Source organism: Paenibacillus sp. FSL H8-0079, from assembly GCF_037991315.1.
GTDB lineage: Bacteria > Bacillota > Bacilli > Paenibacillales > Paenibacillaceae > Paenibacillus.
In genome coordinates this window covers 2,064,098-2,090,015 of sequence record NZ_CP150300.1, presented here as the reverse complement: position 1 = coordinate 2,090,015, position 25,918 = coordinate 2,064,098, and the positions used below count along the sequence as shown (strand labels likewise).

Annotated in this window: 23 protein-coding genes; 5 read left to right on the top strand and 18 right to left on the bottom strand. The window is 40.9% G+C overall.

What is annotated here, in order from left to right:
- The first annotated feature begins 2 nt into the window (after positions 1-2).
- Positions 3-1,076 (top strand): S-methyl-5-thioribose-1-phosphate isomerase, encoded by a 1,074-nt coding sequence (gene mtnA / locus MHI06_RS09485; RefSeq protein ID WP_340401304.1) that lies wholly within the window; start codon positions 3-5, stop codon positions 1,074-1,076.
- A 132-nt stretch (positions 1,077-1,208) separates the two neighbouring features.
- Here the strand turns inward: mtnA and MHI06_RS09480 are convergent, their stop codons facing one another.
- The 15 genes from MHI06_RS09480 to MHI06_RS09410 all read right to left on the bottom strand — a co-directional run bounded on the left by MHI06_RS09480 (position 1,209) and on the right by MHI06_RS09410 (position 20,382).
- The gene (locus tag MHI06_RS09480; RefSeq protein ID WP_017689545.1) at positions 1,209-1,511 is read right to left on the bottom strand and encodes a DUF1805 domain-containing protein; all 303 of its coding nucleotides are present in this window, start codon (positions 1,509-1,511) and stop codon (positions 1,209-1,211) included.
- 392 nt (positions 1,512-1,903) lie between these two features.
- Positions 1,904-2,158: a hypothetical protein gene (locus tag MHI06_RS09475; protein WP_340401303.1), complete on the bottom strand. Its 255-nt coding sequence runs from the start codon at positions 2,156-2,158 to the stop codon at positions 1,904-1,906.
- A gap of 145 nt (positions 2,159-2,303) precedes the next feature.
- Positions 2,304-4,250, bottom strand: coding sequence for a DNRLRE domain-containing protein (locus tag MHI06_RS09470; protein ID WP_340401302.1), 1,947 nt, complete (start codon positions 4,248-4,250; stop codon positions 2,304-2,306).
- A gap of 23 nt (positions 4,251-4,273) precedes the next feature.
- Positions 4,274-6,040: a hypothetical protein gene (locus tag MHI06_RS09465; protein WP_340401301.1), complete on the bottom strand. Its 1,767-nt coding sequence runs from the start codon at positions 6,038-6,040 to the stop codon at positions 4,274-4,276.
- Between the two features lie 369 nt (positions 6,041-6,409).
- The gene (locus MHI06_RS09460) at positions 6,410-7,549 is read right to left on the bottom strand and encodes a hypothetical protein (protein WP_340401300.1); all 1,140 of its coding nucleotides are present in this window, start codon (positions 7,547-7,549) and stop codon (positions 6,410-6,412) included.
- A 55-nt stretch (positions 7,550-7,604) separates the two neighbouring features.
- Entirely contained in the window at positions 7,605-9,014 is a 1,410-nt protein-coding gene (locus MHI06_RS09455; protein ID WP_340401299.1) for a LamG domain-containing protein, read from the bottom strand.
- A gap of 60 nt (positions 9,015-9,074) precedes the next feature.
- Positions 9,075-9,848: a hypothetical protein gene (locus tag MHI06_RS09450; protein ID WP_340401298.1), complete on the bottom strand. Its 774-nt coding sequence runs from the start codon at positions 9,846-9,848 to the stop codon at positions 9,075-9,077.
- A 66-nt stretch (positions 9,849-9,914) separates the two neighbouring features.
- Positions 9,915-13,442, bottom strand: a complete 3,528-nt coding sequence (locus MHI06_RS09445) for a hypothetical protein (protein ID WP_340401297.1) — start codon at positions 13,440-13,442, stop codon at positions 9,915-9,917.
- Positions 13,443-13,445: 3 nt separating this feature from the next.
- Positions 13,446-14,138 carry a hypothetical protein gene (locus tag MHI06_RS09440; RefSeq protein ID WP_340401296.1) on the bottom strand — a complete coding sequence of 231 codons (693 nt, stop codon included), beginning with the start codon at positions 14,136-14,138 and terminating at the stop codon, positions 13,446-13,448.
- A 4-nt stretch (positions 14,139-14,142) separates the two neighbouring features.
- Positions 14,143-14,715 (bottom strand): hypothetical protein, encoded by a 573-nt coding sequence (locus MHI06_RS09435; RefSeq protein WP_340401295.1) that lies wholly within the window; start codon positions 14,713-14,715, stop codon positions 14,143-14,145.
- A gap of 33 nt (positions 14,716-14,748) precedes the next feature.
- A complete protein-coding gene (locus MHI06_RS09430; RefSeq protein WP_340401294.1) occupies positions 14,749-15,369 on the bottom strand; it encodes a hypothetical protein in 621 nt (206 codons plus the stop codon).
- A 67-nt stretch (positions 15,370-15,436) separates the two neighbouring features.
- Complete coding sequence (locus MHI06_RS09425) at positions 15,437-15,979, bottom strand: hypothetical protein (RefSeq protein ID WP_315936679.1); 543 nt, start codon at positions 15,977-15,979, stop codon at positions 15,437-15,439.
- Between the two features lie 19 nt (positions 15,980-15,998).
- Entirely contained in the window at positions 15,999-16,760 is a 762-nt protein-coding gene (locus MHI06_RS09420) for a hypothetical protein (protein WP_340401293.1), read from the bottom strand.
- Between the two features lie 146 nt (positions 16,761-16,906).
- Positions 16,907-17,665, bottom strand: coding sequence for a hypothetical protein (locus tag MHI06_RS09415; RefSeq protein WP_340401292.1), 759 nt, complete (start codon positions 17,663-17,665; stop codon positions 16,907-16,909).
- The gene (locus MHI06_RS09410) at positions 17,662-20,382 is read right to left on the bottom strand and encodes a hypothetical protein (protein ID WP_340401291.1); all 2,721 of its coding nucleotides are present in this window, start codon (positions 20,380-20,382) and stop codon (positions 17,662-17,664) included. The genes MHI06_RS09415 and MHI06_RS09410 overlap by 4 nt, the downstream gene beginning before the upstream one ends.
- Before the next feature lie 267 nt (positions 20,383-20,649).
- Between MHI06_RS09410 and MHI06_RS09405 the strand changes: the two genes are divergently transcribed.
- The gene (locus MHI06_RS09405; protein ID WP_169478750.1) at positions 20,650-21,228 is read left to right on the top strand and encodes a hypothetical protein; all 579 of its coding nucleotides are present in this window, start codon (positions 20,650-20,652) and stop codon (positions 21,226-21,228) included.
- 147 nt (positions 21,229-21,375) lie between these two features.
- Here the strand turns inward: MHI06_RS09405 and MHI06_RS09400 are convergent, their stop codons facing one another.
- Positions 21,376-21,762 (bottom strand): DUF423 domain-containing protein, encoded by a 387-nt coding sequence (locus MHI06_RS09400; protein ID WP_340401290.1) that lies wholly within the window; start codon positions 21,760-21,762, stop codon positions 21,376-21,378.
- A 280-nt stretch (positions 21,763-22,042) separates the two neighbouring features.
- Between MHI06_RS09400 and MHI06_RS09395 the strand changes: the two genes are divergently transcribed.
- Both MHI06_RS09395 and MHI06_RS09390 read left to right on the top strand, forming a co-directional pair.
- Positions 22,043-22,513 (top strand): hypothetical protein, encoded by a 471-nt coding sequence (locus MHI06_RS09395; RefSeq protein WP_340401289.1) that lies wholly within the window; start codon positions 22,043-22,045, stop codon positions 22,511-22,513.
- Positions 22,514-22,621: 108 nt separating this feature from the next.
- Positions 22,622-23,470 (top strand): DegV family protein, encoded by an 849-nt coding sequence (locus MHI06_RS09390; RefSeq protein WP_340401288.1) that lies wholly within the window; start codon positions 22,622-22,624, stop codon positions 23,468-23,470.
- 197 nt (positions 23,471-23,667) lie between these two features.
- Here the strand turns inward: MHI06_RS09390 and pdaA are convergent, their stop codons facing one another.
- A complete protein-coding gene (pdaA, locus tag MHI06_RS09385; protein WP_340401287.1) occupies positions 23,668-24,447 on the bottom strand; it encodes a delta-lactam-biosynthetic de-N-acetylase in 780 nt (259 codons plus the stop codon).
- Positions 24,448-24,709: 262 nt separating this feature from the next.
- Positions 24,710-25,117, bottom strand: a complete 408-nt coding sequence (locus tag MHI06_RS09380) for a hypothetical protein (protein WP_340401286.1) — start codon at positions 25,115-25,117, stop codon at positions 24,710-24,712.
- 149 nt (positions 25,118-25,266) lie between these two features.
- On the opposite strand from MHI06_RS09380, the gene cysC reads away from it, so the two are divergent.
- Entirely contained in the window at positions 25,267-25,905 is a 639-nt protein-coding gene (cysC, locus tag MHI06_RS09375; RefSeq protein ID WP_169478755.1) for an adenylyl-sulfate kinase, read from the top strand.
- Positions 25,906-25,918 lie beyond the last annotated feature (13 nt).

Here is a 25,918-nt window from a genome sequence, read left to right as displayed (position 1 = left end):
CCATGACAATCCCTGAATATCAGCCTCTGTCCTCTCTCATCTGGAAAAAGGACAAGCTTGAAATGCTTGACCAGCGTCTGCTGCCCGAAACCATCCTCATGCTGAAATTGTACACACCTGAGGAAGTATGGGAATCCATCCACTCCATGAAAGTACGCGGTGCTCCAGCAATCGGTATTGCTGCTGCATTTGGTGTCGTACTGGGCGCGAAGTCATATGACGGATCGACCATTCAAGACTGGCTGGATCACGTAAAATCCATATGTGCTCATCTGGCTACTTCCCGTCCAACAGCGGTGAACTTATTCTGGGCACTAGATCGCATGATGCAAAAAGCAAATGAGGTCGTCGAATCCGGCCTGAGTCTAGAAGAGGGCAGTGCTGCTCTTGAAGTAGAAGCTCTGTTGATTCAGAAAGAAGACGAAGAAGTCTGCCGTATGATCGGCGAGAATGCACTGCCTTTGTTCGAAGATGGTATGGGTGTACTCACCCACTGTAATGCAGGCGGACTGGCAACAGCGAAGTACGGTACGGCAACTGCTCCAATGTATCTCGCACAGGAACGCGGCATCCACCTGAAAGTATTTGCAGACGAGACTCGTCCTGTACTTCAGGGTGCACGCCTGACCGCATTTGAGTTACAGCAAGCCGGCATTGATGTTACGCTGCTCTGTGATAACATGGCAGGCATGGTCATGTCCAAAGGCTGGATTCAAGCCGTTATCGTTGGTACAGACCGTGTTGCAGCAAATGGCGACGTAGCTAACAAGATCGGAACTTACAGCGTGGCCGTGCTTGCCAAGGCTCACAACATTCCGTTCTATGTAGCAAGTCCATTGTCAACCATCGACCTGTCCACTCCATCCGGCGACCTGATTCCAATTGAGGAACGTGCTGCGGAGGAAGTGACCGAAGGATTTGGCAAACGAACAGCACCCCAAGGTGTTAAAGTATACAATCCAGCATTTGACGTAACACCTAACGAATATGTAACAGCGATTATCACGGAAAAAGGCGTTGTTCGCGCTCCTTTCCAAGAAAACCTGGCTGCTTTGTTCGCGAAGGAAGAAGCTTAACTTAATAAGAGTATTCAAGAAGAGTTCGTGTATATAGAGTTGGTGCATATCGTTGGTGGCTAAGACGTGCACTAGTTCTGAATTACGACGCTAAAGAAGGGCTTCCCATATGGGGAGCCCTTTTGTTAGTGATTAGATCATTTTCAACAAAGCCTCTACACCCGTCATGCCAACCGTAATGCCCATGGCCTCTGCCTCTGTTGTCACCGACTCCATAGGTGCATGCAACAACTGCTCTAGTGTACGCACACCAACCGCCCGAGCTGCAATAATTTTGCGATCCCCGAGCTTCTCATTAAGTAATCCCACGTCGAGTGCTCCGCACATGATATATCCTTTGGATGTGTTAATGGTCAACAACGTTGTTTTGGGCAGCTTGACTTCTACCCCAACCAATACATGCTCTCCAACTACAATGGGCTCCATCGTCACCATAATTTCCCGATCCACCTCCTCTTCCACAGGTCACGATAATTGTATGCCTCATTCTGGATTGTCGTGTGGACACCTGCCGTGTTTGAGAAAATGTAGGTACTTACAGTTCAAATGCATTGTTGGTAATTCTCTTCGCAGACTTAGATAGGAGGGATATGCTTAGTTGGAAAATAAAAAGCCACCTCAGAAATGAGGCAGCTCTCATAATAATCGTTAATATTTTTGAGCGTCTATAAGTTCATCAAGGTCATACTTCAAATTATAATCTGTGTATATTACTCTAAGTCTTACAACATCAGTAACCCTAGCCAACATTAAACTAACTGGTCAAAATAGCCCCAGATGGGACGAAATAAATTATCCCCCCAAAGATGAGTCCAATTGGGCCTACCTTAAAACGTATGCTCATCATTCTTTAATCGCCTTATCTCCGTTAGCTCTCTTCTAATTCCCAGTACACGTCTATGAAGTGCACTTCGATCTATTGATTCAGCTACCGTTTTTTTGAACTGGACATCCAATTCACTTAATTGCTCCTGAGCTAGTTTCTTTTTATGTATTACTTGAAGTTTTTTTGTTTCAGGCTTGATACGCTTCAATCTCTTCTGCTTCATAATCTGTTCAAATACGCTGTCCTCTTGACGCATGGTCTTCATTCCTTAATATGTGATGAACATATTGTAACATAACGAGAAGACGACTGTTACACAATAAAGTACAGATGCTTAGAGTTGGGCAAGAGCCTAAACGCAAAAAAAAGAGGGCCAATGCCCTCTTTGATGATATATCATTTTATAGAATGTAAAAATAAGCTTGATTCCCTGGACTCTTCACAATCACTGTGGTCACTATATCACTAGCATCCCGTTTACGGATACTTGCGATTGAATCTAACTCCTCATTCGCAATAACTCTTGGTAGGATATACGCGGCCAGATCAGGCTTGGAAATTGTCAGTTCAGTAGCCATATCCACAATCTGTCTCACATCTACTGTAGACAGCATATCCTTCCACTCTCTTACCTGAAGATAGCCATCTAAGTATTCTCTTTCCTTGATACTAATGTGGCTATCCAAAACATCCATATACCTGACCTCAATGCTGGAAAGTACATCAGGTCTGGAAATATATAATTGCCCAGGCTGTTCTTCCAAATAAGGAATCTCAAGAGTGCCTGCCCTCTCATCATGATCTAATGCTCTGACTTGAAGGATACTATTCAGATCAGGCTTATTAACCATAATCTCCGAAATCACAGTCGAATCACAGTCGTACATGACCGTTAACAAAGACCCCAACGTTGAAGTTGCTTTTATATAATTGGAGACTTCCAACGAAGCATGAAGATCAGGTATGGATACAATTAAACTCGTATCCCGTCCATCATTGAACAACTGTGATATCGTTAACGTACTAACCAGAGACATTTGTCTATCTACCGTAATAACTGAAGGTATGTCAGGATGAGAAACTGCGATTTCTACAGTTTTTTCGTCGTCCAGACCTGTTCTAACCGCAAGATTGCCTTCTGTATCTCTAGTTGTCCGTATGGCGGTAATGAACTGCGAGTGAAGTTCGGGCTTAGAAATAGAAACCCATGTTTCCTTCTCTTCGGTCCTACTTTCAGCAATAGAGATGTTCGAATCTAGTTCCGCCTCTATACGTTTAGCTACTATCAGATCTACATCCAGGTCTGGACGGCTGACTGCGATTACTTGAGGAATATCATGATGCATGTGATCCTCATATCGGTGGACGTACAACTGAGATTTGAGCCAATCCAGCCCAATATCACTGTGAACAACTAACGTTGAACTAATCTCCTTGCGACCTGCACCATAAATAAAAACTTCACTTTCGATTTCGGTTCGACCGATGGAATAGATCTGAGAAGTGATATATTTGATCTGCAAAACAGGTGGTTTGGAAGACTCACGAGTGTTGAAATATATCGGCGTGTTACCGCTAGACTGAATAATCATTCCAACATTCGAAAGAATACCTTCTCTCCACATTTGAAGTAATGCCATCATATCAAACTCAACATAACGTTCAGTCGTATTCATAATATAACTGGACGATAAGAGCTGAATGGAATGAGGTCTGTTTGCATACGTGATCCCGTACTCCCGCCACAATGTATCCGGCTGATGCAGCTCAATGTGTGCTCCAGGTGCCAGGGTTCCTGTGTAATATAACCTCAATTTAGCTTCTTCCAGATATAACAAATCGGGTATTCTGGTATCCAGATCACCGAAATGTATAAACGATTCGAATTGCTCCATCTCGTCTCTGCCGATCATCATACGCTGTGTATCACCAAAATTGATCGTCTGCAAGTGAGTTTGACTTCGCGTGGTTGCATCAGCAACAGGCTTAAGATTAACAGTTACACGCGGTGCTTCCAGTAATTCATATTTGCCGTGTGCACGGTTATGTGGGCGAACGTACAGCATGCCTTCAAGATCAACTTTGGATGCCGCTTGAATGGTTGCGCTCAGATCTCCTTGCGACCTGTACATCACCGATAGCGAATTGCTCAATTCCTGTGACCGTCTGACACGTACGGATACACTGGAGACGATCTCGGACACTTTTCTTGTAGCAGCTATTAGGATCGAAGGCAGATCTTCATCTACTTGATTGTACAGGATATACTTTGCTGGAAAACGATTTTCCGGACTTTTAATATGTATATAACTATCTAATAGAGTCTCCCCGTTATTAATTCCACTCACTTCCCGTCTCATTGTATTGAGAGCTACACCCGGTCTGCTGTGACCTTCATTTCAAAATTACCATTCGGATTCGGCTTGGCATGAATATCTGTTGCGATACGAATATAAAAATCGATGCTACCCTCCGGTTGAATCAGACCATAGGTCAGATAATCGATCGGAAGAAACGGATCGGCCTGTCTGGACAATTGGACGTCAACACCACCCGTTTCGAATTTCTTATCCATCTCCAGGTAAACATGATCCACAGCATATCCAAGCAAGTTTTTAATTCTGACTTTCTTCGTTAATGTCGTCTGTCCGGCAATGATCACCCCATAATCAAGTTGTTTCAAAATTCCCCCAAAGGTATCTGAAAGAAAATCTCCAGACTCATCCATAAACATTAATCCTGAATACGATCCGATAAACTTGGTTTCCCGAGAGTCTACTGCACCCCAATAGTCCTGAAATTCAACCTTCAATATATTCTCTACGCCAAAATTAACATTTCTCTCGTCAATATTGAGTTCAATATTGAATGGTGAAGCTGCTAGTCGCGTAAAATTGCCATCCGCCGGATAATACGTTTTACCGTTCAACAACACGCGGTACTTAACCTTGCCTTGATCTGCATCATCAAGCACACCTGTAAGTTTGTTGCCAGAGAAGGTCAGGTCGATTGTGGCAGTGGTGTTTAACAATTGCAGTGACATATCTCTAAACTCCACCGCATTACGCGGTGCATCAACGATCATCTTCACTTCGTCCAGCGAATAGCTGTTTTCATAGTGCTTACTGCTATCGAAGTAATAGGCGATTCGTGTTAAAGCTATTAAATTCTTTTCAGGGATGGCGTTGAGTGTGTCCAGATTCATTCCTTTTCTCTTGAATAGGGTTGTATTCTGAATATCCAGATCAAGCCACTTGTTGAAACGGTATGTCTTCCATGTGAGCCCTGAGTCGAACGAAGCAGCCATCCTTAATATACCTTGCGGACTGTTCTCCGTTACTTTCGTAGCAATAACCTTTTTGACATCTCCATATAACGCTATGTCTGTTGGTTGCACAATTAACTGTTCAAACGGTAGCGCGTTATACGTCAGCATCATGTCTCGATTTCCGGCGATTACCTCTTCATCATTCGTCCACGTAACCACGTCAAAATCTCCCTCAAGTTCATCCAATGGGGAGTAGTTAGCCGTGATATTTAGTTCTGCTGACGTTTTGGAGGGATCGTCAGTGTAGTATAGAACGTCTACACTGTCACCCAACTCATCGTAGAGGGTAAACGGTTCGGTTTCGATTGTAATCGTTGATTCGGTTTGGTTCGGGTCATCGGTGTATTCAATGATTTTGATCTCTTTGTCTTCCCATTCTTCGGCTAGGGTGAAGGGCTCGGTTTCGATTGTTACCACCGATTCTGTAGCATTGGGATCGTCTGTATAATAAAGTACTTCAATATCCTTGTCTGCCCACTCCTCTTCGAGAGTAAAAGATTCGGTTTCGATGTTAAAGGATACTTCTTGTACTGGGTCGTTTGTATAGTGAAATAACTCTACTTCACCTTGAAACTGTGCCCACGCGGATTCAGGAACAATCAACAAATCATCCATACCGTAAATTTTATAGTCTTGCTCAGTTGGATCAATACTAGACAGTTGATTCCACGATGAGTTTAAATAGTAGTAATATAGACTGTTAGAGCGCACAAATGTCTTATAGAACATCTCGGTCACATCTATCGCGTCAAAAAGAACAAAATTGGTGTCATTGGTGGTGATTTTCACAGTATGAATAGCATCGGACAAATTTAATTTTTCATAGACTAGTGCTTGTTGAACAATATCTACATGATTTTCACTGAAAACTTCAGTTAACCCATCAATAGAGACAGATATATTAGATGATCCTCTGTTATGCCTGTTGCCAATTATCCTTAGCTTTGTGCCCTTAAATTGAAATTCTAAAGTTGAATTTGCTATTGAAGCTAGTCTAGAGGTACCATTGTAATATACTTCATTTGGAGAGGAAACAAATCCGCTTGAATACTTAAAGATTATTTCGTTATCATCGTACCTTTTCCAACCCTCTTCTGGAAGCGGCAGTGCTTGACCTAAAGTTGCCATTAATTAACCCACTCCTTTCTGAATTCTAAATAGATAGTTCATTTTATTAGTTCATGTGATTGATGCTTTCTTTATTGGTATTTTAGCTGTGTCGATTTTCTGCTTGAACCCCTTTCCTGAACCAATTTTTTTATGATCTTTAACCACGGACTTTCTTTCGATGAATTCATCCTCTAGATCAATAATCATCCCTTTTTCCATCCCATGTTCAAGAAAGCTTGTTTCTGAATTGTCTACGGAGGATATGTATTTATCGAGTTCGTACATACCTAAATCACCAATCGCCAAGAAGTCTCCAGCGCCTTGATTCGCAGTGACATTAATTCTGTATCTCTTATAAGCAACCTTATTTTTAAAATTGTAGAGGCGATATTCCTCTCCAGCAAAGTTGGGTTCATTCATTCTTGAATCTAATAAAACCCATTTTGATCCATCCCACCCCTCAAATGTCCAAGTTTTTGGAGGTCTGTTTACAGGAGTGGTTCCTGCTTGAATTGAATAGGCGGAGATTGTTTTAGGTGAATCAAATTCATAACTTAACCATCCTGTTAGAACATTGATATTAGTAACCCATCCATTTGGATCAATAATTCTATCAAATGCTTTCCATGGATAAAATGTCGTGTAAAACGAACTTGCATCTACAATTCCATTCGGACTAGTGTTAGATGTCATTGCAGGAATAGCATTATCTTTGTATTTATTTGTAATACTGTAGTGTTGGTCTTCTGATGAAATCAAGAACTTACTCAGAGGAGGTGCGGTAATTTCGCCATTAGAATCAATATCTATAGCGTCTAGAGAAAAGTTATTGCTTGTACTTGTTGTTGTTAACTTTACTTTGTGAAAACCATATTGTAAGTTTAGTCTTTCGAATACAATTACCCTGTATTTGTTTGTAGAGTTATTGGGATTGTATGAAGAGATAACCCCATCTAATTCTACAGTTACATTATTCACTCTGTTCGACCAATACATATCAATGATTCTTAACTTAGTTCCATAAAAATAGAATTCGATCGAATTTGTTGTTGCTCCACTTAGAGTAAAGTAATGAGCTGTTCCCGCATACGTATTTGGATCTCCTGAAACATAAATCCAATTACCTTTATATTTGATATTCTTATTTTCATCATCAATCCTTTGCCACCCTGATTCGGGAAATGGTAACTGATCTCCTACTATAGCCATTAGTAACATCTCCTTTCAAAATAAACAAAAATACATCTAATGATGTTCTCAGAATCTAACCTAATATAATTTTGTGCACTTTATGCTTTGACCTATCTATTCTCTGTTTGAATACCTTTCCTAATCCTAAAGAGGTTGATGAGTTTGAAAGATAATTTCTTTTGGATAGTACTACATTTAAGCTTATTTCTGTGTTTTTATTCATCCCATATCTAATGTAGTACTCTTCAGTAAAATTGGGAATTGACTTTAGTTGTACCTCTTCAGTCCCCCCCATTGTCACCTCACCAATACATAAATAGTTCTGTGTGAATGAACCCCCATTTGCCGAGATGTTTATTCTATATCTGTTAAAACTCTTATAGTTATTGAAGGAGAATGCTTTCGAAACTCCTAATGCCCAAGATATATTTTTCTGGGTATCTAATATTTCCCAAATAAATCCATCATTAGAACCTTCAAATGTCCAATCTTTAGGCATTTCAAATATGTGTGAAACAGGATTCCTACTTACCATCGAATACAATGTTACAATCTGAGGTCTGAAAAAATAAAATTCCAGCCATCCATTAGTAGTTCCTATGGGGGTAGCCCATCCATTTTGGTTTCCTGTAGTCACACCATCAAATGCTTTCCAAGCATCATATGTTAAATCATAATTTGAACTACTTCTTGCTTCGCCATCAGATGATATATTGGCAGTTAGAGGAGAAATTAAACTATCTTTAGGGTTCCAACCTGTCACAGAATGAATGACTCCATCTTCGGATGTAATCAAGAATTTTTCACTATTCCCGAACATATCAACCATCCCCTTAGTCCAAGTAACATTAACCAAAGTCCCAGAGATATTACTTGGTGATGAGTCTATAGTAGTCAAACCAGAACCCTCATTCATTCTATATAGCAAAATCAAATTAGATTCTGTTCCTTTGAGATATGAATTTTTATTTTTATTAACATCATCAACAGACCTGTTAGTATTCCATATTCTGAATTCGTCTATCTGGCCATTGAAATAGCTCGTTGCATTAAAATACCAATGTCCAATAAGTGCATTTGCTAAAGATTGTGTAGTACCTGTAACTGAGATTAATACAGACTCTTGAATAACCCCATCCAAATAAAGAGAAATATTAGTTCCATCTGAAATAGCCGCTATATGATACCATTTTCCAGATATAATGGGATTCTTGCTTCTCGCATTAACTGGCGCTACATTCTGTTTGCCTATAGCGTATAATATATATCCATCAGCCTGTACATCAACACTAATCACAAACTCATTTGTTGTTGCTCTTTGTTTGTTGAATAACGTCATGTTGCTACCAATAGAGTTAGCTTTAAACCACATTTCTATAGAGAACTTGCTTGCCTGTGTAAAATTCAATGCGGCATTGGAAGCAATATTTACCTGACTATTTGTTCCATTAAACGCTAAAGCATAGGGATTCCCTCTTGCCATTTAAATCATCTCCTTTCAAAAATAAATAGAACACACCCTGTAGATGTGTTCCAAATAAATTTAGCCTAGTATAATTTTATCTACTCGGCGTTTTGACATATCAATTGTGTGCTCAAGGGTTTTACCAGATCCCAATGTAACACTTGTACTTGTTATATCTTTTTGTTTGACCACATATCCGTTAAAATCAAACGTAGAATCTGCACCATAATTAACAAAGTTCTTTTCACTATTTGTCTCCATTTTTATAATAGTTGAATTCTTTAAAGAATATTTGACCCCACCTGATAAAAGTAATATCTTATTAAATGAAGATTGCATACTACCATCAAATGAATATAATTTATATTCAAATATGTTTTGCAAATATGGCATTGAAGATTGACCAGTGCTAATTGTAAATGATAATGCTGTATTAGAGCTTGATCCTCCGAGTAACATTGGTCTAAAAGATTGCAATTTCGTTCCCTGATAGTCGCTTAAAGTTGTCCAATTCGAAAATGCACCACCATTAACTCTCACTCTTGCCATTCCTGTATCGCTAGAAGAAAGATCAAGTTCTATGCCATATATCGCACCTAGAGTTAGAGGACCCCAAACTAAAATTTTTGTCTTTGTTAGATTCCCATTAGAAACCCATGCAGGAGAATTAGTCTCTGTTATACCAAGATATCTATAAGTTAGATTTCCAGAAGTAGGCATTGTAATCTCAAAATAAAAGCGACCTTCTCCCAATTTTCTAGATCCACTAGTTGTTATTGAGGTTAGACCTTGATTTGGAGCTGTATAACTGGAATTTCTACTCCATCTGCCATCTATTGTTTCTTCTAACATATAATCAACTCCCTTCCTAATTGAAATCATTATTTTACATACAAAAAGAAGTAGAGCATTCAAACCCTACTTCACACTTACATTTGTTATTTCGAAAAACTTTTTCAGATCGATTCTTTCTTTAAATAACTTGCCTGATCCTAACGATCCATGGGCAGTCATAGTCTGAACGAAATCTTCGTTTTTTCTATCTAAAACAGACAGATCATCAATTCCCTCATTAATAAAAGTGTTTTCTGATGGTAAAGTTGTTGATACTGTGTTCCATCCTTTTCTTACCATCGTTGTTCTCGAAAATAGTTTAAGTCCTGTAACCACTGTCCAAGTAGCCCAACCATTATTCTCGGTGATGTTCAATCTATAGTTGAGGTAATCTGAAATCATGTTTTCAGGTAATCTATATGTTCGAGTTTCATTGGCAATCCAATTATTCGAGTTGGTTACTGTGTCCAATACAGTCCAGTTAACTCCATCGTTAGATCCTTCAAATGTCCATTTCTTTGGTGCTGATCCTTTTGCTTCCTCAGCATCTGAAGAGTTTCGCGATGTTATTAAATATTCATAAACACTTACTGAAGAAGAAAATTTATATGCCAACCATCCAGAAACAGTTCCGCTTACAGTAGCCCAACAATCGTTGAAATCAACTGAGCTTCCATTAAATGCTTTCCAAGCATCATAAGTAAAATTAAATATACTACTTGCACTTGCTACACCTGAAGGTGCTGTATTTGATGTCATCATGGGAGCAGCCGTTTCGGTTGAGTATATATATAATATATTTTCACTTATCGTTCTATATGCACCATCATAATTAATGAACGATCTGTTCATTGGAAGAATTTCAATCTCCATTAATGGTCTAAATCCTGTAGCAGTTGCCGCCGCTACATAAGAAGTTGGATTAAATCCGCTTGCTCCTGCATTGCCACTTGCACCTCGTCCAGTTCTGTTTCCCGAACCAGCGGCATTAGTTGTGGAAGTCCACGAAGCTCCACCACCATAATTCCATACATTGTTGTCACCAGCAATGATTTTCCCATTTAATGTTGAGTTAACAATATACTTATCCCATTCATTATCCTTATCTGTTGCGTTAATGCCGCCTGTGAGAAGTCTTACTTTAAAAATATGATTATTGTCTATTTTCTCTGAATAACTTAACTCAAGGTTTAATCTTGCCGCATTACTATTCGATACCTGTGTGGTCTTCATAATCTTGTAATATCTGTATTCTACGGGTTCGTCAAAATAAAATGTAGCTTGTTCTGAGTCGATCCAAGTAGATTTTTGGCAACTTTTTATTAGAGTATAGTCAACATTATTATCACTTCCATACACATCAATCACTGAAGCCATGTTCGCTCCTCTGAAAGCAATTACTTTTATTTCTCCAAACTTCACTTTTCGCTTACAGTCTAATATTAAACCTGTACCTGCATATGACCCCCACCATCCACTTGATCCGGCTAACGAAAAGGCTCTCCAAGGATCTTCATTGGTCAGGGAATTTCCAACACCAGTTACGCTATATACATCGGAAGCTGAAGTTAGATATGGTGTCTTATTATGCGTCTTAGAAATAGTTGTTGATTCAAATCCAAAAACATAACCCTCCTTGTTAATTGAATCCCAAGATACAGCATTCTGTATGTTTCTATCAGCCACTAGAAATTTTCTCTTATTCCAGTCTTCAACCATAATCCAATAAAAATCTCCCATTGGGATAGGACTTCCTGAAGGACTTATAAAGTCAAAAGTCTCTTCTCCAAGCCTACTAAATACTCCAGCACTATTCCTAGCCGCAATGTAATGACATCTGATTCGCTTGCCAATCTCAAGTTCTGTAATATTTGTCACTTCATCTGGATGAAACATTCGTCCATCAAGGTCAATGTCTACAGCATCAAGAGAAAATGTTCCACTCAAACTTGTTGTAGAAAGCTTCACTTTATGTAAACCTTTCTCCAAGCCTGACGCTTCAAAGACCAATATTTGATACTTATTTGCTGGATTGTTTGGATTCCATGTAGAGACTTTCCCATCAATATCTATGGTCACGTTATTCACTCTATTAGTCCAATACAGATCAATGATCCTCAATTTTGTCCCATAAAAATTAAATTCAATGCTATTTGATGATGCCCCATTAAGTGGAACATAGTGGCCTGTTCCTGCATAAGTAGTAGCATCACCTATAGCAGAAACCCAACCTAACCCTTCGTACTTCATAGCTGAACTATTGTCATACCTTTTCCAACCCTCATCTGGCGTGGTCAATTGAGAACCAATAGGTCTTACCATGCGTCCATTTACATCAATATCAACAGCATCAATATGAAAATTACCTGTGCCACTAACTTTTTTAACTATAACCTCATGAACCCCATCAGTTAAACCAAATTGTTCAAAAACTATCCTTTGAGGTTGATATTGAATAGAAGAAGATGAAGTTGATAGATTGATATATTTTATTACTCCATCAATACTAACTTCAACATTTGTATCATATGCGCTACCATACTCTGCAATAAGTCTAAGCTTGTCTCCTGCAAAGGAGAATTCTATTTGATTTCCTATTACATTACTATACTTAACAGAGCCACCTTCAAATACACGCCCTGTGGAATTCGCTACTGTCTTCCAATCTGTACCCAAGAACTGTGCGTAGTCATCCGTATCATACCTTCTCCATCCATCTTCTGGTGCTGTTGCTTCAGATCCAACAGATCTTATTAAGCGACCATCGGAATCAATGTCTATAGCGTCTAGACCGAAAGCGGCGGCGGCAGTTCCAGTCATCACACCCTTGAAGTCGAAAATCTTCACAGTATGCGTCCCGTAAGGTAGATTTTTCTTTTCATATACAAGCGTTTGCACTTGACTCTGAGCGGTTCTAGCTGTAAATGTCTCAACACTACCATCAATGGAAACAGATATGCTCTCTGCTCTGACTGTGGAGGTAGTTGAAGAGATAATCCTTATCTTAGTTCCTACGAAAGAGAAAACTACTTCCCCTACAGCAGACCCATTTGCATTGTAAGAAGATTTGCCCTCATATGCACCTGCAACGGCAAGGTTCCTTTGGGTAAACCCCGTGTAGCTAAAAGATGGCTCAGCATCATCATACCTTTTCCATCCATCTTCAGGCGCTGTTAAAGAATACCCATATAAGTAACCTGTCTCATCAATATCTATAGCATCCATGATGAAGTTAGTACGATTATGCCCTACCGTAATTGTAACTGTGTGAAATCCAAGAGGTAAGTTCGTTTTTTCATAAACGATTGCATTTAATACACCAGTCCCTGTTTTATTTGTATTAAATGATTCCGTTACACCATCTACAGTAATCGTATTGTCCGAATGTCTATCTTGAGCAATATCAGAGATGATTCTAATTTTAGTTCCATAAAAAGAAAATGCCACATAGTTGTTGTCTGCCGCTCTAGTCGTTACATTCACACTGCCATTATAGTAATTTGTGCTGGTTACTTTGTACCAACTCCCTGTATACTTTAAACCAACATGTGTATCATCATATCGTCTCCATCCTGATTCTGGTAGTGCCAGTTGATCTCCTACTGTAGCCATATACTACACCTCCTTATATTCAAATGCTGGACGAAACCCAATATAATTCTGAGATGCTGAGCCTCCTGTAAAAGCAACACCTCTATTGTCATCTCGTGACTCAAACCCTCGTACTATTCTGCTTGTTGAATTCGCTGTTAAGGCAGTTCCTTTGTTCGTAGTCCATGAACCGAGAACAGGTGTTTCCTTTGCCCAACAAAACACGTTATGGTGATGCCAAACATTATCATCATTAGGTGTAGCCTTGCCACCCAAACTGGACTTCATAATATATTTGTCATATTCATTATTATTGGGGAATGCCCCCAATCCTAAATCCTTCATACTCAGTTTCCCATTCGCATCTGCATATCCCACTCCACCAGATATACTACGGACAATTCCTGATGTTTCACTTATAATGCGCGGGGAACCTTCAACAAACTTATTGGAATTTAACCAATCCCATGTTATCGTGTTATTTACAACTCTATCTGCTATTAGCAACCCTCTATCCACTTTGATGACATACCAAAAATATTTCAAAGGCATACTGGCTAATGGATTTCCTGTTAGCGGAATTTCTGTATACCCCGTCGTACTTCCTCCGAAAATATATCCATTTATTGTATTGTCGTACTTCCAAACAATATAGTCTCCGATCTCCATATCAGATAGCTTTTCTCTCAACTGCCCTGTAGTGGCTGGAACTGCCATAAAATCACCCCTTACTCACTCTGATTCCATCTACTTTTTGAAATTTCGCTTTTTCAACCTTCTGACGTAACACCATGCCTGTTGGAGTGTCAGATGCTCGTTCCATGTTCAATTGATATAGTTTCTTTAAGCCTAGTGAACCAGATTCACTTTCAATAAAAGAATTACTGTATTTATCCTTCTTGTTAAAATCGTCTATGTAAAAGTTCGAATATTTCTTTTCTGCAAAAATCTCAATTTTCACCTTCGCATACTTTGCAGGAGATTGGGATACAGCGCTATTAGCTGAGACTTCCTCATACTCCAGCCACTCAAAGCCATCCTCAGATGTACTCCAGTAGATTTTGTATGCTGCGCCCCCCGCAACATCTACCTTTGCAGCCACACCTTTAAATGATGCGATCTTATCCTGAATTCGAATCGCAGTAGACTCCCAAGATCCAGTAGCAGGATAGATTGGATTACCGTCCGCATCATGACCAAGTTCCCTTAATTTCAACTTCTGATCCTCAACTATCGTATCTTGAAAAACACCTACAGACAGATCTATATCTAGTAGAATTTCTTGAATTGCCATACTCTCACCACCAATCTCATCTCAAAATCCAGCTTAACGAATGTCCCAGTTTATGATCCCAGCATGATTTGCCTTCAGAGGGGCTATGATTCGATCTACGACAAACCCATTTTTACGAATAACGAGTTGCCCAGGCAAGTCCAGGTTAGAAGAAATTTTTATATGAAAGAATACAGATTCCTTTAGAGGCAGGGAACAAACGCATTGGAAATTAATTTGTGCATCGTTCAGGTTCATTGTTTTTTTGTAACCAAAGTTAAAACATTCAATCGTATTTCGGAAAGCCCCTGAATTCCCTTGCCCTGAAAATCCAGCCATATTCGCTTCTGAGGACCCATTTTTGAATTGGATGATGTCATTGTACACAAACGTCCTCCCGGTTAAAGGGTACTCCTGCTCCTCACATTCATAAGATATGGAGTAACGATCAGCATTAATGTGAAAGATCCCATTGGCAACATTGTAATAAACTTGGGATCCTTGACCCATCAATCCGAATAACACCAACTTCTCTTTGTTGATGTCATAAAAGCGGTGTGCATGTTGTGTCTGAAGATCATACTCACTCAGATATGTTCCATCATAATAATCGGCAATCCATATATAAGCTTGAGATACAGGTGAACGAGAGTACTGTTTCTGACCTAAAATCACAATTTTCCCTCCTCATAGATAAATAAAAAGACAGGCTACAATGGCCTGTCTGCATCATTAACTTTTCTTAAACGTAACGATAGGAGATACGTTTCTTGAACTCTTGTTTACCACTACGAGCATTCAAGGGTACTTCGCATTGAATAGACAGCGTTACATAGTTACCTGCGGCGTCTTCTTGATTTCCATTATTATTGACTCCCAAAATCTCTTTTGCTCCCGGTACTAGCGGTGTTGCATAAGGTGTTCCTGAATAATCCACCGTGGTTTTGCCCGTAGTTCCAATAGGCTTCGAAAAGTCCTTGCCTACACGAGAGCTCTCTTCATCCAAATCATTCTCCCCAAGTGAGTCCACTTGCACATGAAACCAGTTGTTTTTAACAGCTTCAATATCGTATTTAACCGTATCACCAGTCCCCCCATCCATATCCCGCGTTGTAAAGGTGCAGTCCTCCATTTTGGACACATCCGTCGCACCACCTTTGTTGTTCCACACATTAAAAATACGAATTTCACTTTTGGTATCTGCATCAATAACACCATAATCAAACGGTGCTACAATCTCCTTGCTATGTGTTGCGTCCATCCATGTAATAATTGGTTGTGTCATTATAATCAATCTCCTTTTTTTATGTTCTTATGGTTAATTGAATTGTAAGATGTTGAATGTTTGAACCTGCTTCAATGATGTTGATTCTGAAGATATCTCCAGTCTCCACTTTTTTGGTCTCAAATGTAGCCTCACCGTCATCTTGATGTTGAAATGCTTCAAATTTCAGTGGACTCCCCATCACATCCTGCCAGTGAATGAGATCCTTGGATCGTTCGATTCTTATTTCAGTTGCGGTATCTCCAGAAACTCCACAGTAGCCCTTTACGTGTAAAATCTCGCCATTGAATGGAAAGGGGGCTAGAATCCCCAGTACTTCCGGGTACACCCGTGATTCTTTGCAAAAGACCATAACGCGATCCTGTACTTCCAACGGAATCTCATTTAATTTCAGGTGTTCAGCTCTACTCATGAGCCCATCCATATCGGAATTAACCACCTGAAGGTTTTGACCAAATACATCAATCTCTACCCATGTCTGTCCATCAAAACGATATCTTTTGCCATCCTTATACGTTTGTACCGTCCAGCCTATTTCAGGAGAAGAGTACTGCATACTTAACTCCTCAAAATCAGCAACTGGACTCTGGTACACAAGTCGAGTCGTCTGATAAGCCTCTTTTGCTTTTCCGGCAGCCTGTAAGGCTTCGCCAGCAGCCTCCAGTGCCCGTTTGATGGCGAGTTCGGTTTCCCCAGAATCTCCAGGCTGTCCAGGACCGCTATGTTTCACCGCTTCTCTAATTAAAGACTCTACATGTGCTAAAGTTATCCCATTTGACATAATTCACCTACCTAAGCGTTATGTAGCATATTTTCTTTATAAGACTGTTTCCAAGTTAATACCTCCCCCATAACTAGGAAACCTGTCTCTGGCTTATCATTAAAGAAATTCTTGAACAACCATGAAAAGCATTGCTGTGTCTGGCTTTAGAGAAGTTCTCTAATGGGATTAATGCCAATTTTTTTGCATTCCTTGCAGTATTTCATTCGGTTCGATTTTGCCAGCATCCGTTTTCCACATACGGTACAATTTTTAATATTTTCTCCTTTCCAGCGAGAATACTCCAACACAAAGTCATCGAAGCGAACTAGCTGGAAGGCAACCTCACCATGCTCCGCAGCGTATAAAACCTGTACGTTAGTTGAATCGACGCGTTTACTTTCTTTGAGGTACCCTAACTGAATAAGTTTGTGCACCAATAACCCCTGATCTTTTTTGCTTACCGCCATTTGGCTATCGCCGTAGATTTCTTTCCATTCATTATTAATCCAATACGTATCATTTTCATTGATTCGATTATTAATCTTGCTGTAGACCAGTAAAACAAAGGCCAATTTCTCAAGTCGTTTACTTTTAAGTTGTTTGATCTTTTGAAGTTCTTCATGTATCACAGGTACATGATCAATCTCAATTAGCGTGCTCTTGCCTGCCTCCTTCCTTATCTTGATATACTTCTGAGATTGCTTAATGATACGATTGAGAAATGTATCCCACTGGACAGCATTGTAGTCTGGATAGTATTTGGTCATAAACTGATTTAACAACGCATACGCATCTTCGGCGTTCTTCCCCTGTTCAAGCCCGTATTTAGCTAAACATATCAAAGTTTTAGTTGGTTTCTTATCCATTTTCCCATGTGCAATTGCTTGCTCGGCATGTTGACGTTCATTCAGAATGATTTTCAAGGGCGTTGCTCCTTCATATGCATTTGGGTCATTTTAAAGGTTCTTCCCGCGTATTCAATATCGCCCTCCGGGTCTCTAACCGGATAATGGATGATATGATCATTGCTGAGCAATAGATTGCGAATAATCTGATCTCCTGACACATCCCATACAAATTGCTTTGATTTCTCCGCATTTCGATAACACATGTCCACAATCATATTGCACAGATCTTCTTCGTTAGTACAGATCTCCAGCGCCTGCTCCTTAAAGCGTGAAACAAACAACTGCCATCGGGCAGATCTTTCTTCCTTTTTCACCTTACTCTTGCGCAAGTTAGTCATATAACTACGTAATTCTTCGTTATGCATCTGATATAATCGTTGGATCTCTTTGTAACGAGCCTGGGAATATTTCTTGGTACTCTTCAATATCGTATGATCAAACGGACTCTCGGTCTGTTTTAACTTTAACTTGTTGAACTCGTCTTCCACTTGATGGCATAACCGGTTCATCACAGAAGGTGCCGTGGATACAGGCATTCTCTGTTCATACTGTGCAAGGAACTGTTCCTGGTCCGGAGATAACTCCTTTTTCGAAACCAATTCATCCACAGTCATACCAAAGAGCTGCAAGCACTTCTGACTCGTTTTTTCTACATAGGTGGTATATTCTTTTTTCTGCTCCAGGTCATTGTATATGAAAAAGTAAGGCTTCTTGTGCGCTACCATTTTCAAGGCAGACTCGTCCGTCACCGCAGCGCGAATATCATACCAGTGCTTCGGCATTCTTTTACATTCAATACCTTTGGCCTGGTCAATGGCATTTTGTTGATAATGCTGACCACATTGAATTCGGTACATCATTTCCTGATATTCTGCACTATGCTCCTCATAATTGGCTAATACATCGAACATCGATGTAATTTTGTTCGTTGTAAAACCGATTAGATCACCGAAACTATCCTTGTTAGCCTGGATCAGATCCTTCTCATCCGGAATTTTTTGGGCTGAGGTTTTTTGTACACATACAATCGCATCCAGCTCCTGAATTGAACCAAGAATCGTTGTGTTATCTGTAGTTAATACCTGATCACTATCCATATCTGCACCATTTAAAGAATGCGTCGTCGTATCCCATGAATTCAAGATCGTAACCGTGTTCATATAGCGATACCATTGCTGCATCTCATCCGTGTTTTGGAAACGAAGCACCTTGATATTGTTATGACAAGTCATTGGAGCTCTGAAGCAAGCCACGCGGTCTACATGCCGCTCATTCCAATATCTGGAGTAAAACTCACCCGAGTTTAGCAATCCTGTTAAAGGTAAGCCAAATATGCTCTGACACAATGTATAGGGATCGCCAGAAATAATGCTGAAATTGCCTTTAACTCTCAGAACCCCGATCTTGGCTTCATTCATTCGCTTACGTATTAATGTATGAATTTTGCTCCGCACAAAAGGATCATCTATAAGTCGTGGGTCTACCATCAGCCCTTTGATATAATCATCCGGACTATTTCTGTAGTCATTCTCATGGATATGAATTCCTTTGAGGAATAACAGTGCCTTGCGATAGTCCTCACCTAGCACATCCTTAATCGAGTCCACCGTGGGAGTAATGAGTTCACCAATCTCGTTATCATCTAATTGAAGCGATTGAATGAACTGGTAATTTAAATGACGCTCGTCCTCCAGTTCTTCGGGTGTAACTTTCGTCACACTGAACGTGTAGCCATAATAACCGCAACATAACAAATAATCGTCGATACTGTTGTACGAGCTCCATATTTTGAGCATGGACGTTGTGATGATCAGGTCTACCTCTAGAATATCCACAGGATTACCCCAGGCATCGTCCACCATATACTTGCCTGCAACTTGATCAGCAAATGCGTGATAATCAAATGTAAATACCATACCTTTACAGAAGCTATTACGAATACAAAATCCACTCGGGATATATGCATGCCCCAACTCGGTTGCCCAAAGTTCACTAAGTGCAGGAGAGATAAGACCGAATCCGTCACTCATATTCATCTGAATAGGCTCATTTTTCCTACTCTCAACACGAGGAAACTCTGTCTCGGTATCATCAATCTGAATGATGTCTGCGCCAAATTCGGTTATGCAATCCTGAACAACCAATACTCGTTCGGGATGTGACACAGGTGTGCTTGTACTACAGGCTAGAGCTTTATATGCCTCCAGTTTGGCAGGAACCAGCTCTTTATTCGGATCTCTGCCGTTATTCAATCTTTTCTCCAAAAGCGGGTGAATATCCTCACTCACATAGATGACCGTCGAACTTTTGGCACCACCTGTTGTAGCCAATAGACGCTTGTATTTTTTGCCGTTGATGGAAAAGGCTTTCCATGAATTCAGCCGATCGTAGTCTTTATTATTTTCAATGACCACCAGCAGGTAATCATCGACAAATTTCAGATTTTTCAGTTCTTCATGTAATTTCTTCATTGTTCTTTTATGCTCAGCATTGGTTTTCAAAGCTTTTAATTGCTCTATGTCCAGCTTGATTCTAGCCAGATCTCGCTCTCTCTCCTTGTAGCCTCGGATATGATCTATAAAACGAAACACCTGATGGCTTCCAATAGATGCCACTTCTCCATTTACTGTCGCTTCTTGATAGGTAAGATGGAGATTATAATCCGCTTTTCTAATTCTCGAAGATGTAACTTTATATACGTACCTCAATCGATCCTGATATGCATTGCCCATTGTCGATTCCCCCTGTTGCTTCCTGTCCTGTTATATAAATTATAGATTAGACCCTCACGACTGACGCAGGCAAACAGGATGATCAGGGGATGAAAAAGGAAGAATATAAGTTCTATTATGGGTAGAAATTAAGGGACACTCCGGGTCTTGATTCATATCGTTTCTGCATATTTCTGCGTCTCTGGCACTATGATTATTGCCTTTTTAATGATATAGTGTATTGAAGCGTTTTATATGCTGACATACTTTTTAACGGGGCTGGGATGAATGAAAGAAACCTTATCCAATCAAGAGGAAATCGGCTTTTTATTTAATGTCGATATACTTATTAAGAGCCGCTCAAATGCATTGGCACTGCAGTCCCTGTTGGAATTCATAAACAAAGAGGAACAAATTGCGGACTTTCGGATTCAATCCGGCATAGAGCTAGGCAAAATTATTGAAGCGACACTCCAGTCCAAGAAGGACTCCTTCGTCACCCTTCACAACGAACGTAAAAAATCACAAGCCAACGCAGCACAGAAGGCGTCCACTGCAACACAGACACCTGCCTCACCTGCTCCAGTCAAAGCACAGAATCAGCAAGAAAAACCAGTTAGCGAGAAAAAGCCTGCCCCCCAAACATCCAATGTTTCCGAAGGAAATTCGTTTGATGCGTGGATTGACACGCTTATTAAAGAAAATCGTCTAACCCGTATTGTTGTCAACAACAAAAACGGTAAACATCAGAGCATTCCTTGCCGCATTTTGAATTTTGATCGGGATACCAGTGTGGTGAGCATTTACCATGTAGATGAAAAACAAGTGTATACGTTCCGAACGAATGAAATCGATGAGTTTCTGTAACTAACTTAATCCGATTAAAACAAAAAGCAACTTGCGTTAGAATGACGTGACATTCTAACGCAAGTTGCTTTTTCAGTTAATTCATTCAGATAACAAAGGAATTTCTTACTTTTCCATATATCGTTATGATTGATTCCTTTGGATGGATCATGAGCGATCCTTACCTCGCTGCCATACATCTAATGCCAATAACAACCATCCAGCAATGAAAGCTACCCCACCAATCGGTGTGATGGCACCCAGAATCTTGATACCCGAAATGCTGAGCACATACAAGCTGCCCGAGAACACGATAATTCCGATAAACAACAGACGTGCGGCCCATTTCAGTTTCGTAGATGCACCAAGCTGACCAGCCGTCAAGCCGATAATGAGTAAGGCCACTGCATGAATCATCTGATATTGCACACCAGTCTCATATGTAGCTATGGCCGCCGGCCCAATTGTATCTTTGAGCATATGTGCACCAAACGCACCGATCGCAACCGATAACATGGTCATTACAGCTCCAAGCATCATCCATCTTCGTTGCATGTAAGTTCTCTCCCTTAATTCAACTCTTCCCTCCTTTTATTGTAGCGAATCCAATCACCCTTTACCAGTCGGAGCGGAGCTTCATAGATCATATGTCTGTTTATACTTACTAATCCTATCCCTACCCTATATATCGTAGAAAACTGGCGTAAATCCTTGATTTTTATCGATAATTATGGAAAAGTAAACAGGTATGCAATCTTTATATTAAATAGAAGATCATTATACGCCGATTAGGTTAATAACACTCAGTACGTGATTAAGGAGGGATATTAAAATAATGGATAATCACAATTCCTACAATTCAGGTTATAACAACACAGATCAGAATGCTAACCATGCAGATCAATACAATAACAATATCTATGAACCATACCCGCCAGATCATGAGAGGGAACCCATGGCTCCACTGAAACATTCCGGACCTGGAATCGCCAGCTTTGTCATTGGATTGGTTGCAATCGTGGGTTACATTCTGATATTTTTTATTGCCGCTATGGCCCTAAACGATTCAATCGAAGTCCTCACCCCGTTGCAGGCAGAAGAGCTAGCCTTGCATCCAGCCGTCATTCTGGCTTCATTAGCCATTCTGGTCTGCCTGATTCTCAATCTGGCCGGAGGCATACTCGGAATCATTGGTCTTGTCCTCAAGAATCGCAAGAAAGTCTTTGCCATTATCGGGATGCTGTTGAATGGGATCATCATTCTGGCATTCATTGGTCTTATTTTGGTGGGCATGAACATGATGTAACGGTTTGCATCAGCGTCATGTTTCCTTATAATTAAAATGAATGGGTTTACACATGAATATAATCTATACTATTTTGCTAAAAATTCTTGTATTTCAAAGGAGATTGACATGTCACGAATCAAAATTTTTGCGGACAGCACAAGTGATCTGGCTCCCGAATGGATCCAGCAACACGATATCGGCATCATCCCCTTGTATGTGGTGTTCGGTGAAGAATCACTGAAAGACGGTGCTGAGATTAAGCCTGAACAGCTATATGAACGTGTCAGCCAAGATGGGCGTCTCCCCAAAACAGCTGCACCTTCACCCGCTGATTTCATGACGGCATTTCAACCTTACATAGACCAAGGGGATGAGATTCTATATATCAGCTTGTCCTCTGAACTTTCTTCTACCTACCAAAATGCACGACTAGCGAGTTCCGAGTTCCCGGAAGGACGAATTTCCGTCATCGACTCACAAAATCTCTCATCCGGAATTGCCCTTATGGTGATGAAAGCAGTACATGCAGCCGATAAAGGACAAAACCTGACTCAGATTACACACCTGATTGAGGCGATGAAACCGAATGTGCGCACGGAGTTTGTCATTGATACACTGGAGTATCTGCACAAAGGCGGACGTTGTTCGGGCATGCAGAATCTGATTGGCAGTCTGTTGAAAATCCGCCCTGTCATCCGGGTAACGGATGGCAAGATGGCGCCCGCCTATAAAGTACGCGGTAAACGGGAGAAAGCTCTGGAACAAATGCTGCAAAACACGCTCAGCGCGAAGGAACAGATTGATCCAGACCTACTGATCGTTGTGCATACCATGGCTGAAGAGGATGCACTTGATTTGCAGAAGTCTTTGCAGGAACAGACGGGTGCCCGCGTGGAACTGACCACTGCCGGTTGTGTAGTATGCAGTCACTGTGGTCCGAAAACGATTGGAATCATCTATAATACTGTTATATAGTATCACACGCAACTTCGTATCTTATGACTATATCCTATCTTCTGGATTTGTATGTGGTCACATCCAATACTTGCAACCGACATACCAATACAACGTAAAAAGGGCATTCCGAGCTTAATCGCTCAGGATGCCCTTTTATAATTTGCTAAATTCAAGAATAACCTTAAGTTAGCCGATTGATCATATATGATACAGGATCAATACGTTTTCGTCCTCAAATCATCCAGACTTTTAAATGCATATCCTTGCTTACGTGCCTCATCGATAATGGAACCCAAAGCTTCCGTGTTGTCTTTGGATACCGAATGAAGCAAAATGACAGCCCCCGGATGGAGTTGTTTCAGCACCTGCTGATGAGCATATTGTGCACCACGCTGCACATTGGTGTCCCAATCTTTGTAGGCAACTGACCAGAACACGTTCACATACCCTTGAGCATGACTCTCTGCAAGCGTACGATTGTTAAATATCCCACGCGGTGGCCGCAAAAAGGTCGCTTGTTGACCCGTTAGCCGATTCACTTCCGACTTGACCTTATCCAGTTCCACCCTAAGCTTCTCATTGGAGATGCGGGTCATGTCTGGATGGCTCCATGAATGGTTACCCACAATATGACCTTCAGCCGCCATGCGTTTAACCAACTCAGGTTGATCCTTGAGATAATGACCTGTCACAAAGAAAGCCGCAGGTACCTTCTTGGCACGCAAAACATCCAGTATGGCAGGCGTGAACCCATTCTCATACCCGTTATCAAACGTGAGATACAATTCCTTCTGCTTCGTATCCCCCAGGAAAATGGCATCGTTATGTTGTAAGATCGATTTAAAGCCTTCCTGATCAATGGAGGGCAGCTGACCATTTTGACTTTTCTTGAAGCCAAAGTGATAAGCTCCGGTAACCGGCGATGCTTCAGCCTGTGCCGGTACCATACTGATGGACAATAGCCCCAACAGTATGTATAGAACCATTCGCTTCATTCTATCCGCTCCTGTTCCTGAGAAAATTCGGTTAGTCGTCTGCACACACGAACACCTTCAGGTAATATGCCACAGGAACGGCTAATGTATGTAAATGCTTATTAGAGCGTGTCTTGAAACTCGCTGAAGTGCATCTTTTACCGCCTTTTCGCCCCCTGCTTCTTCACTTTCCCTTGACGTGCCCCGGCACGCCTGCGGAAAACTTCCTTGCTTGGAACGAAAATTCAGCAAAATCTGCTTCCTTCGGAGTTTCAGACACGCCCTAATCGAAACGTTTATTTTCATGTTGTGGCGGAGTTTGATGAAACAATTCGAGCAAGGTCTGGGGTTTGCCACTGGAAGCGAGCCACTCCCTCACAGTCTGTATGGCACGGGTCTGCCCATCTCCCCGATCACGCCAAGTAAGTAGCTCGATGACTTTGATAATCAAGGCCGACATATTGTGATTATCCAGTTCAGACCGCTCTGCCCTCAGCTTGTGATACAAAGCCTCCTGCTCCCAATCAAGTAGAATCTCATCACCGATGGTTGGTTTCAATAGCGTATACGCTCTGTCACAACCTTTACAACGAACCGTGCTAACCTGTTCATCTATAAATTCCGCTCGGACATCCTGCTGGCAATCCGGGCACTTGAATCCAACCTGTATGTTTTGTATGTTTTCACTCATGACATTGATCCTCCTGCTATGTATGTACTACATCTATACCCGATATTTTGTCGATTCACGCTTATTTTGAAGAAATCTATAAGGTGCTATAATCTTGTAAATATGTTAAAATATTATACATATCATGGTAGGGAAAAGGCGGGATACTCATGTCAAAGGAAGAGCGCAACATAACCTGGCAATCATCTAGCATCAACAGACAAGACCGGGAGAAACATAATGGACACCGTAGTCGTGCCATCTGGTTTACCGGGTTATCGGGTGCAGGAAAGTCATCCCTTGCATTTGCCCTGGAGCAGTATCTCTACGACCAAGGCGTGCGTTGTTATGTTCTAGACGGGGATAATGTACGTCATGGTCTGAACCGGGATCTCGGTTTTACAGCTGAGGATCGTCAAGAAAATCTGCGGCGAATTGGTGAAGTATCGAAGTTAATGGTAGATGCCGGGTTGTTCGTCCTTTCAGCCTTTATCTCTCCTCATGAACAGGATCGGGAGATGGTTAGACAGTTATTTGAACCGGATGATTTCATTGAAATCTATGTGCGCTGTTCGATTGAAGAATGTGAGCGGCGAGATCCCAAAGGCCTGTACAAAAAAGCCCGCAACGGTGACATCCCTCATTTCACAGGCATTTCCGCCCCCTATGATGTACCGAAATCTCCTTCATTCATCATCGATACGGAGCAATGGTCCATTGAGGACGCCGTGCAGGAGATCGTACAGCATTTAGAGCAGATTGGTGCTCTTCAACTGCCACTCCCTACGAATACAGCGCTCGTTCATTAATTCTTGCACATCA